The sequence below is a fragment of the Psychrosphaera sp. 1_MG-2023 genome (genome assembly GCF_030548245.1).
Lineage (GTDB): Bacteria > Pseudomonadota > Gammaproteobacteria > Enterobacterales > Alteromonadaceae > Psychrosphaera > Psychrosphaera algicola.
The window spans coordinates 95,417-106,894 of the sequence record NZ_JAUORW010000017.1; the positions used below are offsets into that span (position 1 = coordinate 95,417).

The 11,478-nt window shown below is 42.8% G+C and carries 23 protein-coding genes; all 23 read left to right on the forward strand.

Features of this window, described 5'->3' with window-relative positions; genetic code table 11:
* Positions 1 to 4 precede the first annotated feature (4 nt).
* The 23 genes from rpsS to rplQ all read left to right on the forward strand — a co-directional run bounded on the left by rpsS (position 5) and on the right by rplQ (position 11,009).
* Positions 5 to 283: a 30S ribosomal protein S19 gene (gene rpsS / locus Q4575_RS15785; RefSeq protein WP_215964709.1), complete on the forward strand. Its 279-nt coding sequence runs from the start codon at positions 5 to 7 to the stop codon at positions 281 to 283.
* A 10-nt stretch (positions 284 to 293) separates the two neighbouring features.
* Complete coding sequence (gene rplV, locus Q4575_RS15790) at positions 294 to 623, forward strand: 50S ribosomal protein L22 (RefSeq protein WP_215964710.1); 330 nt, start codon at positions 294 to 296, stop codon at positions 621 to 623.
* An 11-nt stretch (positions 624 to 634) separates the two neighbouring features.
* Positions 635 to 1,339, forward strand: a complete 705-nt coding sequence (gene rpsC, locus Q4575_RS15795) for a 30S ribosomal protein S3 (protein ID WP_215964711.1) — start codon at positions 635 to 637, stop codon at positions 1,337 to 1,339.
* A gap of 10 nt (positions 1,340 to 1,349) precedes the next feature.
* Positions 1,350 to 1,763 (forward strand): 50S ribosomal protein L16, encoded by a 414-nt coding sequence (rplP, locus tag Q4575_RS15800; RefSeq protein ID WP_215964712.1) that lies wholly within the window; start codon positions 1,350 to 1,352, stop codon positions 1,761 to 1,763.
* Entirely contained in the window at positions 1,763 to 1,957 is a 195-nt protein-coding gene (gene rpmC / locus Q4575_RS15805) for a 50S ribosomal protein L29 (protein ID WP_215964713.1), read from the forward strand. The genes rplP and rpmC overlap by 1 nt, the downstream gene beginning before the upstream one ends.
* Positions 1,957 to 2,214 (forward strand): 30S ribosomal protein S17, encoded by a 258-nt coding sequence (gene rpsQ / locus Q4575_RS15810; protein WP_215964714.1) that lies wholly within the window; start codon positions 1,957 to 1,959, stop codon positions 2,212 to 2,214. Before rpmC ends, rpsQ begins: the two co-directional genes overlap by 1 nt.
* A 293-nt stretch (positions 2,215 to 2,507) precedes the next feature.
* The gene (gene rplN, locus Q4575_RS15815) at positions 2,508 to 2,876 is read left to right on the forward strand and encodes a 50S ribosomal protein L14 (protein ID WP_215964715.1); all 369 of its coding nucleotides are present in this window, start codon (positions 2,508 to 2,510) and stop codon (positions 2,874 to 2,876) included.
* A 10-nt stretch (positions 2,877 to 2,886) separates the two neighbouring features.
* Complete coding sequence (gene rplX / locus Q4575_RS15820; RefSeq protein ID WP_215964716.1) at positions 2,887 to 3,201, forward strand: 50S ribosomal protein L24; 315 nt, start codon at positions 2,887 to 2,889, stop codon at positions 3,199 to 3,201.
* A gap of 14 nt (positions 3,202 to 3,215) precedes the next feature.
* Positions 3,216 to 3,755 carry a 50S ribosomal protein L5 gene (gene rplE / locus Q4575_RS15825; protein ID WP_215964717.1) on the forward strand — a complete coding sequence of 180 codons (540 nt, stop codon included), beginning with the start codon at positions 3,216 to 3,218 and terminating at the stop codon, positions 3,753 to 3,755.
* Between the two features lie 11 nt (positions 3,756 to 3,766).
* Positions 3,767 to 4,072 (forward strand): 30S ribosomal protein S14, encoded by a 306-nt coding sequence (rpsN, locus tag Q4575_RS15830; protein ID WP_215964718.1) that lies wholly within the window; start codon positions 3,767 to 3,769, stop codon positions 4,070 to 4,072.
* A 20-nt stretch (positions 4,073 to 4,092) separates the two neighbouring features.
* Entirely contained in the window at positions 4,093 to 4,485 is a 393-nt protein-coding gene (rpsH, locus tag Q4575_RS15835) for a 30S ribosomal protein S8 (RefSeq protein ID WP_215964719.1), read from the forward strand.
* Positions 4,486 to 4,499: 14 nt separating this feature from the next.
* A complete protein-coding gene (gene rplF, locus Q4575_RS15840) occupies positions 4,500 to 5,033 on the forward strand; it encodes a 50S ribosomal protein L6 (RefSeq protein WP_215964720.1) in 534 nt (177 codons plus the stop codon).
* 9 nt (positions 5,034 to 5,042) lie between these two features.
* Positions 5,043 to 5,393 (forward strand): 50S ribosomal protein L18, encoded by a 351-nt coding sequence (gene rplR / locus Q4575_RS15845; RefSeq protein WP_215964721.1) that lies wholly within the window; start codon positions 5,043 to 5,045, stop codon positions 5,391 to 5,393.
* A gap of 9 nt (positions 5,394 to 5,402) precedes the next feature.
* On the forward strand, positions 5,403 to 5,909 hold the full coding sequence (gene rpsE / locus Q4575_RS15850; protein ID WP_215964722.1) for a 30S ribosomal protein S5: 507 nt from the start codon (positions 5,403 to 5,405) through the stop codon (positions 5,907 to 5,909).
* A gap of 6 nt (positions 5,910 to 5,915) precedes the next feature.
* The gene (gene rpmD, locus Q4575_RS15855) at positions 5,916 to 6,098 is read left to right on the forward strand and encodes a 50S ribosomal protein L30 (RefSeq protein WP_215964723.1); all 183 of its coding nucleotides are present in this window, start codon (positions 5,916 to 5,918) and stop codon (positions 6,096 to 6,098) included.
* A gap of 4 nt (positions 6,099 to 6,102) precedes the next feature.
* Positions 6,103 to 6,534, forward strand: a complete 432-nt coding sequence (gene rplO, locus Q4575_RS15860; RefSeq protein ID WP_215964724.1) for a 50S ribosomal protein L15 — start codon at positions 6,103 to 6,105, stop codon at positions 6,532 to 6,534.
* A 12-nt stretch (positions 6,535 to 6,546) separates the two neighbouring features.
* Positions 6,547 to 7,905, forward strand: a complete 1,359-nt coding sequence (gene secY / locus Q4575_RS15865) for a preprotein translocase subunit SecY (RefSeq protein WP_215964725.1) — start codon at positions 6,547 to 6,549, stop codon at positions 7,903 to 7,905.
* A gap of 16 nt (positions 7,906 to 7,921) precedes the next feature.
* Positions 7,922 to 8,035 (forward strand): 50S ribosomal protein L36, encoded by a 114-nt coding sequence (gene rpmJ, locus Q4575_RS15870; RefSeq protein WP_105051509.1) that lies wholly within the window; start codon positions 7,922 to 7,924, stop codon positions 8,033 to 8,035.
* A gap of 117 nt (positions 8,036 to 8,152) precedes the next feature.
* Entirely contained in the window at positions 8,153 to 8,509 is a 357-nt protein-coding gene (gene rpsM, locus Q4575_RS15875; protein WP_215964726.1) for a 30S ribosomal protein S13, read from the forward strand.
* Between the two features lie 16 nt (positions 8,510 to 8,525).
* Positions 8,526 to 8,915: a 30S ribosomal protein S11 gene (gene rpsK, locus Q4575_RS15880; protein WP_155696621.1), complete on the forward strand. Its 390-nt coding sequence runs from the start codon at positions 8,526 to 8,528 to the stop codon at positions 8,913 to 8,915.
* Between the two features lie 22 nt (positions 8,916 to 8,937).
* Positions 8,938 to 9,558, forward strand: coding sequence for a 30S ribosomal protein S4 (rpsD, locus tag Q4575_RS15885; RefSeq protein WP_215964727.1), 621 nt, complete (start codon positions 8,938 to 8,940; stop codon positions 9,556 to 9,558).
* Between the two features lie 24 nt (positions 9,559 to 9,582).
* Entirely contained in the window at positions 9,583 to 10,575 is a 993-nt protein-coding gene (gene rpoA / locus Q4575_RS15890; protein ID WP_215964728.1) for a DNA-directed RNA polymerase subunit alpha, read from the forward strand.
* 32 nt (positions 10,576 to 10,607) lie between these two features.
* Positions 10,608 to 11,009 (forward strand): 50S ribosomal protein L17, encoded by a 402-nt coding sequence (gene rplQ / locus Q4575_RS15895; protein WP_215964729.1) that lies wholly within the window; start codon positions 10,608 to 10,610, stop codon positions 11,007 to 11,009.
* The last annotated feature ends 469 nt before the right edge of the window (positions 11,010 to 11,478 follow it).

Sequence of the window (11,478 nt, forward strand, 5' to 3'; positions counted from 1 at the left end):
TACCATGCCACGCTCTCTCAAGAAAGGTCCTTTTATAGACCTGCACTTGCTGAAGAAGGTCGAAGCAGCTTTGGAAAGCGGGAACAAGAAGCCTATAAAGACTTGGTCTCGTCGCTCAATGATCATTCCAGATATGATTGGATTGACCATTGCTGTTCATAATGGTCGTCAACACGTTCCAGTGTATGTATCTGACGAAATGGTTGGCCATAAACTGGGTGAATTTGCACCGACTCGTACATACCGCGGTCACGCGGCTGACAAGAAAGCTAAGAAGAAGTAAGGAGTAAAAAATGGAAGCATTAGCTAAACATCGTTTTGCCCGCACTTCTCCACAGAAGGCTCGCTTGGTAGCTGACCAGATCCGTGGTCTACCAGTCGACAAGGCACTCGACGTATTAACTTTCAGCAACAAAAAAGCTGCTGTTTTGGTTAAGAAAGTATTGGAATCAGCGATTGCAAACGCCGAACATAATGAAGGCGCAGACATCGACGAACTTAAAGTTGCTAAAATTTTGGTGGACGTAGGTCCAACAATGAAGCGCATTAAGACTCGTGCGAAAGGTCGTGCAGATCGCGTTTTAAAACGTTCTTCACACATAACTGTAGTAGTTGCGGACTAGGAGATTAACTAATGGGTCAAAAAGTACATCCAACGGGGATTCGCCTAGGTATCACTAAACCATGGGTTGCTACCTGGTACGCGAATACGAAAGAATACGCAGGTCAACTAAACGGCGATATTAAAGTACGCCAATACTTGACTAAAGAATTAAAGAACGCTTCAGTTTCAAAAATCACAATTGAGCGTCCTGCAAAATCGATTAAAGTAACAATTCACACGGCTCGTCCGGGTGTTGTAATCGGTAAGAAAGGCGCAGATGTTGAGAAGCTACGTAATGTAGTTGCGAAATTGACTGGTGTCCCTGCTCAAATCAACATTGCGGAAATCCGCAAACCTGAGTTAGATGCGCAGCTTGTAGCTGATAGCATTTCTAGCCAGCTTGAGCGTCGTGTTATGTTCCGTCGTGCTATGAAGCGCGCAGTTCAAAACGCAATGCGTGTTGGAGCAAAGGGTATCAAAGTTGAAGTAAGCGGTCGTTTAGGCGGAGCAGAAATTGCACGTTCTGAGTGGTATCGTGAAGGTCGTGTTCCACTACACACTTTACGTGCTGACATCGACTATGCTACTTCTGAAGCATTAACTACTTACGGCATCATCGGTGTTAAGGTATGGATCTTTAAAGGTGAAGTACTTGGTGGTTTCGGTTCTATCTCTCAAGAAGAACCAAAACAACCTAAACCAGCGAAGAAACGTCGTAGCCAGAAAGCTAAGTAGGGAGTAGACGATGTTACAACCAAAACGTACAAAATTCCGTAAGCAGCATAAAGGCCGCAACCGCGGACTAGCACTGAACGGTAACAAGGTTAGCTTTGGTACTTTCGGTCTTAAAGCTACTGGTCGTGGTCGTATGACTGCTCGCCAAATTGAGGCAGCTCGTCGTGCGATGACTCGTGCCGTGAAACGTCAAGGTCAAATTTGGATCCGCGTTTTCCCTGACAAACCAATAACAGCTAAGCCGTTAGAAGTTCGTCAAGGTAAAGGTAAGGGTAACGTTGAATATTGGGTTGCAGAAATTCAACCTGGTAAAATGTTATACGAGATGGATGGTGTAGCCGAAGAGTTAGCGCGTGAAGCATTCCGCCTAGCTGCTCGTAAACTTCCATTCAAAACCACTTTTGTAACTAGAACGGTGATGTAATGAAAGCTAGCGAACTTAAAGATAAAAGCGTAGAAGAGCTTAAAGCTGAACTACTAGGTTTGTTACGTGAGCAATTCAATTTGCGCATGCAACATTCATCAGGTCAACTAGCTCAAACTCACTTACTGAAAGAAGTACGTCGCAACATAGCACGTGTGAAAACAGTAATTACACAAACTAAGGCAGGTGCGTAATGAGCGATATTATCCGTACATTACAAGGCCGCGTAGTTAGCAACAAGGCAGAGAAATCTATCGTTGTTTCTATCGAACGTAAGGTTAAACACCCTATCTATGGTAAATTCGTTAAGCGTACAACTAAGTTGCATGCACATGACGAAACAAACCAGTGTGATATTGGTGACACGGTTACAATCCGTGAATGCGCTCCGATTTCTAAGTTAAAAACTTGGACATTAGTAGACGTAATCGTAAAAGCTAAAGAACTTTAATTAATTAAAGCCTTTTGTTTAAAAACCGGAGCTTAGGCTCCGGTTTTTTTATCCCTTTAATATTTTAATCATTTTGCTTCTAAAACTAACTAGAGATATGGCGTGTATTAAGCCTTTAAGACTAATTTGTTTATTCATTGAACATTTTTTAATCTTAGGTTGTATTCAGTGTCCTGTTCAGTTACACTTGCGCGCCCTTTTAGGGGGTAGATTGTTCTTGTGTATCTTGAACGTCTTGAAAGTAGCTTGTCCGAAAGGGCATATGAAGTAAATTTAATAGTGGAGCACTAAACATGATCCAGATGCAAACTACGTTAGACGTGGCTGATAATTCAGGCGCTCGTCGCGTACAGTGTATTAAGGTTCTAGGTGGCTCTCACCGACGTTATGCCCGTATAGGCGACATCATTAAAGTTTCTGTGAAGGAAGCAATTCCTCGCGGTAAAGTTAAGAAAGGTGATGTCCTAAACGCGGTGGTAGTTCGCACTAAGTCAGCGGTTCGTCGTCCAGATGGTCAAGCCATCCGTTTCGATAGTAATGCAGCTGTTATATTGAACGCCAACTTGCAGCCAATTGGTACTCGTATCTTCGGCCCAGTAACTCGTGAATTGCGTAGTGAAAAGTTCATGAAGATTGTATCTTTGGCACCTGAAGTAATTTAAGGAGCTGAAAATGGCAAGCAAAATTCGTCGTGATGATGAAGTCATCGTAATTACTGGCAAAGATAAAGGTAAGACTGGTAAAGTTTTACAAGTTATCGCTGGTACTGAACGAGTAATCGTTGAAGGAATTAACCTAATCAAGAAGCACACTAAGCCTGTACCACAGTTACAGCAGCCTGGTGGGATCATTGAGAAGGAAGCTTCTGTAAACGTTTCAAATGTAGCGATTGTTAATCCAGAAACTGGAAAAGCAGATCGTGTAGGTTTTAAATTTGAAGACGGCAAAAAAGTTCGTTTCTTCAAATCTAATAATAAAACTATCTAATCTTGGAGTATAACGTGGCGAAACTGCATGATACTTTTAAAGACAGCGTAGTGCCTGAATTGATGAAACAGTTCGGCTACACATCTGTCATGCAAGTCCCTCGACTTGAGAAAATTACCTTGAACATGGGTCTGGGTGAAGCTCTAGCGGACAAAAAAGTACTTGAATCAGCAACATCTGACATGGAATCTATTGCCGGTCAGAAGGCTGTTGTTACTCGTGCTCGTAAGTCTGTTGCAGGCTTCAAAATCCGTGAAGGATACCCGATCGGTGCCAAGGTAACTCTACGCGGTGAGCGTATGTGGGACTTTTTAGAGCGCTTAATTACTATCGCTCTACCTCGTGTTCGTGACTTCCGTGGCTTAAATCCTAAGTCATTTGACGGTCGCGGTAACTATAGCATGGGCGTACGCGAACAAATTATCTTCCCTGAAATCGATTTTGACAAAGTAGACAAGGTACGTGGTTTAGATATCACTATTACTACTTCGGCAAAAACGAATGAGGAAGGTCACGCTTTGTTAGCTGCTTTCAACTTCCCATTTAAAGGATAAGGTGTAGAGTAATGGCTAAAAATTCAATGAAAGCGCGCGACGTAAAACGTGCTAAATTAGTTGAAAAATTTGCGTCTAAACGTTCTGAGCTTAAAGCAATCATCAAAGACGTTAACACGTCTGATGAAGATCGTTGGGCTGCAGTGCTTAAACTTCAAGAGCTTCCTCGTGATTCAAGCCCTTCGCGCCAACGTAACCGTTGTGCAGTGACTGGCCGTCCTCATGGCTTTTTACGTAAATTCGGCTTAAGCCGTATTAAATTACGTGAATCAGCTATGCGTGGTGAAGTTCCAGGCCTTAAAAAGGCTTCTTGGTAAGAATCTGGGAGTATTGAAAGATGAGCATGCAAGATCCTATCGCGGATATGTTCACCCGCGTACGTAACGGCCAAATGTCAAATAAGGTCGACGTAACAATGCCTTCTTCTAAAGTTAAGACAGCTATTGCTGAGCTTCTTAAGAATGAAGGTTTCATTACTGATTACGAAGTTTCAGGTGACGTTAAGAAAGAATTAAGCGTTACTTTGAAATATTTCGAAGGTAAATCTGTAATTGAAACAATTAAACGAGTTAGCCGTCCTGGTCTTCGTATTTATAAGAAGACTGACAACCTACCTAAAGTTATGGGTGGATTGGGCGTAGCTATCATATCTACATCAAAAGGTTTGATGACTGACCGTGCTGCACGCAAAGCGGGCATTGGCGGAGAAATCATCGGCTACGTAGCTTAATAGGAGAGTCTAATATGTCTCGTGTAGCAAAAGCACCTATTAACGTACCGGCCGGTGTTGAAATTTCTGTTTCAGGTCAGGACGTCAAAGTTAAAGGTAAAGTAGGCGAGTTAGCAATTAGTGTTAACGCCGCCGTTGAAGTTGTTGTTAACGACAACGTAGTAAGCACTCTACCACGTGAAGGTTTTCCTGATGCGTGGGCACAAGCTGGTACAGCTCGTGCGAATATCAACAACATGGTTGTTGGTGTTGCTGATGGTTTTGAGAAAAAACTTATTTTAAATGGTGTTGGTTACCGTGCAGCTGTTAAAGGCAACGTACTTAACTTATCACTTGGTTTTTCTCACCCAGTAAATTTCGAAGTGCCTACAGGCGTTACTGTCGAAGCTCCTAGCCAAACTGAAATTGTGGTTAAGGGCGCTAGCAAACATCTAGTTGGTCAAGTTGCAGCGAACATTCGCAAATATCGTGAACCAGAGCCGTATAAAGGCAAAGGTATTCGTTATAGCGATGAGAACGTTCGTCGCAAAGAGGCTAAGAAAAAGTAAGGTAAGACGATGGATAAGAAATCAGCTCGTTTACGTCGTGCCAAGCGCGCTCGCAGAACGTATATTGAAAACGGTGTTACTCGTTTAGTAATGCACCGTACGCCTCGTCACGCTTACGCTCAGGTAATTTCTCCTGAAGGTAAGGTGTTAGCGGCGGCATCCACTGTAGAAAAAGACATCCGCTCTGCGGTTGCTTCTACAGGTAACGTTGAAGCTGCGGCTGCGGTTGGTAAAGCAGTAGCAGAACGTGCGGTTAAGAATGGTGTAGCGAAAGTTTCATTCGACCGTAGCGGTTTTAAATATCACGGCCGTGTTAAAGCGTTGGCAGACGCTGCTCGCGAAGCCGGACTTCAGTTCTAGGAGTAGCGCATGTCGAATGTAGAAGCAAAACAGACTCAAACTGAATTCGAAGAGAAACTTATTGCGGTTAACCGTGTATCAAAAGTAGTTAAGGGTGGTCGTATATTCTCGTTCACTGCTTTAACTGTTGTTGGTGATAAAAACGGCCGTGTAGGTTTTGGTTATGGTAAAGCGCGTGAAGTTCCAGCTGCTATTCAAAAAGCAATGGAAAAAGCGCGTCGTAACATGGTTAGCGTAGATTTGAACAATGGAACATTGCAACACCCTATTAAGGGTCGTCACTCTGGTTCTAAAGTTTATATGCAACCAGCTTCAGAAGGTACGGGTATCATCGCAGGTGGTGCAATGCGTGCAGTGCTAGAAGTAGCAGGTGTACAAAACGTACTTTCTAAATGTTACGGTTCAACCAACCCAATCAACGTTGTTAGAGCTACCGTTGACGCACTTGCAGGAATGAAATCTCCTGAACAAGTTGCGGCAAAACGTGGCTTGAACGTTGGTGAGATCTTGGGGTAATACACCATGGCTAAGAAAACGATTAAAGTAACACAAACACGTAGCTCTATCGGTCGTCTACCGAAGCATAAAGCTACATTACGTGGCTTGGGATTACGCCGTATCAATCACACAGTAGAGTTGGAAGACACTGCATGTGTGCGTGGTATGGTAAACCAAGTTCAATACATGGTTAAAGTGGAGGGGTAATCTAATGCATTTGAATACTCTATCTCCAGCATCAGGCGCTAAGTCAGATAAGAAACGCGTAGGTCGCGGTATCGGTTCTGGCACAGGCAAAACTGGTGGTCGTGGACACAAAGGTCAGAAAGCTCGTTCGGGCGGAAGTGTAAGACCAGGTTTTGAAGGCGGTCAAATGCCTTTACAACGTAGGTTACCGAAATTCGGTTTCACTTCACGCAAGTCGTTAGTAACTGATGAAGTAACATTGTCAGAAATCGCAAAAGTCGATGGTGATATCGTTTCTTTAGAAACGTTAAAAGCCGCCGGTCTTGTGAAAAAAGGCATGCTTTACGTTAAAGTTGTTAAATCTGGTGAAATCGCTCGTTCAGTAACTGTAGCTGGTCTACGTGTTACTAAAGGCGCTGAAGAAGCTATTTTAGCAGCTGGCGGAAAAGTAGAATAAGGATAGTATATTATGGCTAAACCAGGATTAGACCTACAAAGCGGTCAAGGCGGCTTTGCCGAATTGAAACAACGCTTATGGTTTGTATTGGGCGCAATCATTGTTTTCAGATTGGGTTCATTTGTTCCAATTCCTGGGATAGATGCCGCAGTACTAGCTGATTTATTCGAGCAGCAAAAGGGTACCATCGTAGAAATGTTTAACATGTTCTCCGGTGGCGCGCTTGAGCGAGCTTCGGTATTAGCGCTAGGTATTATGCCGTACATAACTGCATCAATTATTATGCAGTTGTTAACGGTAATGCACCCGACTTTAGCTGAGCTAAAGAAAGAAGGTGAGACTGGTCGTAAGAAAATCAGTCAATACACGCGCTACTTCACGCTTGTACTGGCGACATTCCAGTCGTTTGGTATTGCTACAAGTTTGCCAAATATGATGTCTGGCTTGGTAATTAATCCAGGTCCAGGGTTCTATTTTACAGCTGTAGTAAGTTTGGTTACCGGTACCATGTTTTTGATGTGGTTAGGTGAGCAAATAACTGAACGTGGTATCGGTAATGGTATTTCTATACTTATATTTACAGGTATCGTAGCGGGTTTACCGTCAGCAATTGGACAAACAGCAGAGCAAGCTCGTCAAGGCGAGATTCACTTAATCTTGTTGTTATTGATTGCACTAATTGTATTTGCAGTAACATACTTTGTTGTGTTCGTAGAACGTGGTCAGCGACGTATCGTTGTTAACTACGCTAAACGCCAACAGGGACGCCAAGTGTTTCAAGCACAAAGCTCACATTTACCACTTAAGGTAAATATGGCTGGCGTAATACCACCAATATTTGCTGGTAGTATTATCATGTTTCCTAGTACAATTGCGGCATGGTTTGGTACAGGTGAAGGGGCTGTTGCAGATTTTCTACAACAAGTGTCTTTAACTTTATCACCGGGGCAACCCCTATATGTTATGTTGTACGCGGCTGCTATAATATTCTTCTGTTTCTTCTACACAGCGTTGGTTTTTAACCCACGTGAAACAGCTGATAACTTAAAGCGCTCAGGTGCATTTATTCCTGGTATTCGTCCGGGAGAACAAACGTCGAGATACGTAGATAAAGTAATGACACGTTTGACTCTTGCAGGTGCGCTATACATTACGTTTGTATGTTTAGTCCCTGAATTTATGATGATTGCATGGAATGTTCAGTTTTATTTTGGTGGCACATCGTTATTGATTATCGTTGTTGTTGTCATGGACTTTATGGCTCAGGTTCAAACACTGTTGATGTCTCATCAGTATGAATCTGTTCTTAAAAAGGCGAACCTTGCAGGTAAAGCGATTGATAAAGCTAACCTGAAAGGCTATAGCCGTTGATTGCGGAGTAAAAGCAATGAAAGTACGTGCTTCCGTTAAGAAGATTTGTCGTAACTGTAAAGTAATCAAGCGTTCAGGTGTTGTTCGCGTGATCTGTACAGACCCTAAGCATAAACAGCGCCAGGGTTAATACGACATAAAAAAGGCGGGCGGGATTAATAATAGTCTCGCCCACATTTACAAATGGTCATACGTCGAGTATCCTAACGGGCTTTTCGACCGACCCATAAATTAAGGAGATGTGTTAGTGGCCCGTATCGCTGGCATTAACATTTCCGATCGTAAACATTCTGTTATCGCTTTAACAGCGATTTACGGTATCGGCAAGACTCGCGCACAAGCAATTTGCGCAGCTACTGGTATCGCAGAAGTTACGAAAATCGGAACTTTATCTGAAGCAGATTTAGATAAATTACGTGAAGAAGTTGGCAAGTTTACCGTAGAAGGTGACCTTCGCCGTGAAGTTACACTTAACATTAAGCGTTTAATGGATTTGGGTTGTTACCGTGGTTTACGCCACCGTCGCAGTCTTCCTTTACGTGGTCAGCGCACTAAAACAAATGCGCGCACCCGTAAAGGTCCACGTAAACCTATTTCGAAATAAGGCGAGGTAGCAAGATATGGCAAAAGCTCCAACTCGTTCACGTAAAAAGGTAAAAAAGCAGGTTGCTGATGGTATGGCTCATATCCATGCATCTTTCAACAACACAATCGTTACGTTAACTGACCGTCAAGGCAATGCGTTGTCTTGGGCTACGGCAGGTGGTTCAGGTTTCCGTGGTTCACGTAAATCTACTCCATTCGCTGCTCAGGTAGCTGCAGAACGTGCAGGTGAAGCTGCAAAAGAGTACGGTTTGAAGAATATTGAAGTATTCGTCAAGGGCCCAGGCCCAGGTCGTGAATCTGCAATCCGCGCATTAAATGCTGTGGGTTATAAGATCACAAACATCACTGACGTTACACCTATTCCTCATAACGGTTGTCGTCCGCCTAAAAAACGTCGTGTATAACGACGCTTAGTGGAGAAAGATCATGGCAAGATATTTGGGTCCAAAGCTAAAGCTTAGTCGTCGCGAAGGAACAGATTTGTTCCTTAAAAGCGGTGTACGTGCGATCGAAACTAAATGTAAAATCGATACTGCTCCAGGTCAGCACGGTGCGCGCAAGCCACGTTTGTCTGACTACGGTTTGCAGCTTCGTGAGAAACAAAAAGTTCGTCGTATTTATGGAATTCTAGAAAAACAATTCCGTAACTACTACAAAGAAGCGGCTCGTCTTAAAGGTAATACTGGTGAAAACCTTTTAACACTTTTAGAAAGTCGTTTAGATAACGTTGTTTATCGTATGGGTTACGCAAGTACTCGTGCGGAAGCTCGTCAGCTAGTTAGCCACAAGTCAATTGTAGTTAACGGTCAAGTAGTGAATGTTCCTTCCTACAAAGTAAATGCTGCTGATGTCGTTGCAATTCGTGAAAAATCGAAGAAGCAAGGTCGTATAGCTGCAGCATTAGAGTTAGCTGAACAGCGTGAAAAACCGACTTGGATTGACGTAGATAATAAAGAAATGTCTGGTGTGTATAAATCTCACCCAGAGCGTTCTGATTTGTCTGCCGAGATTAACGAACAGTTAATTGTTGAACTTTACTCTAAGTAAAGTTGAAAACTAAGAGGATATAAAATGCAGGGGTCTGTAACTGAATTCCTTAAGCCAAGGCTTGTAGACATTGAACAAGTAAGTCCAACTCGAGCTAAAGTAACGTTGGAGCCGCTAGAACGTGGTTTCGGTCATACTTTAGGTAATGCGTTGCGTAGAATCTTGTTGTCATCCATGCCTGGTTGTGCCGTAACCGAAGTAGAAATCGACGGCGTGCAGCACGAATACAGTGCAAAAGAGGGTGTACAGGAAGATGTGATAGAAATATTGTTAAACCTTAAAGGTTTGGCAGTACGCGTTGAGGGTAAGGACGGTGTTACTTTGACTTTAAATAAGTCAGGTGTCGGCCCTGTTACAGCTGCTGATTTTCAGCACGATGGTGATATAGAAATCATCAACCCTGAGCACATCATTTGTAATTTGACGAGTGAAAGCTCTGAAATTTCAATGCGTGTAACAGTTGAGCGTGGCCGTGGCTATGTACCAGCTTCTGCGCGAGTGTCCTCCGACGAAGAAGATCGTCCAATCGGTCGTTTGTTATTAGATGCATCTTTTAGCCCTGTGGAGCGTATAGCTTACAATGTTGAGAGTGCACGTGTTGAACAGCGTACAGATTTAGATAAGTTAATTATCGATATGGAAACGAACGGCACTTTGGATCCTGAAGAGGCAATCCGTCGTTCATCTACTATTCTTGCAGAGCAATTAGAAGCGTTCGTAGATTTACGTGACGTTACTGAAGTTCAACAAGAAGAAGAGAAGCCGGAATTTGATCCAATTCTACTTCGTCCAGTGGACGACTTAGAACTAACAGTTCGCTCTGCAAACTGTTTGAAAGCGGAACAAGTTCAATATATCGGTGATTTAGTACAACGCACTGAGGTTGAGTTACTTAAAACACCTAACCTTGGTAAGAAGTCGCTAACAGAAATCAAAGACGTTTTGGCGTCTCGTGGTTTATCTCTAGGCATGCGCCTAGAAAACTGGCCACCGGCTAGTCTGTTAGATAACGACTAAATCTGTCAACGAATAGTTAGAAGGAAAAGCTCATGCGCCATCGTAAGAGTGGTCGTCAATTAAACCGCAACAGCAGTCATCGTCAAGCGATGTTCCGTAATATGGCGGGTTCTTTGGTGAAGCATGAAATCATCAAAACAACTTTGCCTAAAGCTAAAGAGTTACGTCGTGTTATTGAACCATTGATCACAATGGCTAAATCAGACAGCGTTTCTAACCGCCGCTTGGCATTCGCTAGAACGCGTGATGCTGAAGTAGTTGGTAAGTTATTTAGTGATTTAGGTCAACGTTACAGTGAACGCCCAGGTGGCTATACTCGTATCATTAAGTGCGGCTACCGTACTGGTGATAAAGCACCTATGGCTTACATTGAACTGGTCGGTAGACCAGAACTTGATGAAAGTGCTGATGTAGTTGAAGCTACTGAAGAATAAAAACGAATGCCGGGTTTACCCGGCATTTTTTTGTCTGAAGATCCTTATTCTCTTTTATATAAACATCTGCTTTTAGAGTTCTTACTCAACCTTTCTATATTAACGCTCATTTTCTACACTTATCTATCTATATATATCGTACTAACTACTGAAATAATTTTAACTTTCTACTGTTAGATCCTAGAACACTAGCATTATTTAGTGGCAGCTAGAAAATATTAGGATCCAGAAAACCCCATATAACAAGCATCTCAGCGCCGAGTTGGTTGTTCTTTGTTCGGTTGCGATCTTTTTTGTAAAAAGTAGTTGCACCTTTAAAAATGATCTCTATAATGCGTCCTCGTTGTCAGGGAGACATCAACCGCTCAAAACAATATGTTTAGTAGCAGGAATGGCGTCTAAATCGACTAGGAAGTTTGAAAAAACTTTCAAAAAGATTTAAATAAAACGTTGACAACAAAAACAGGAA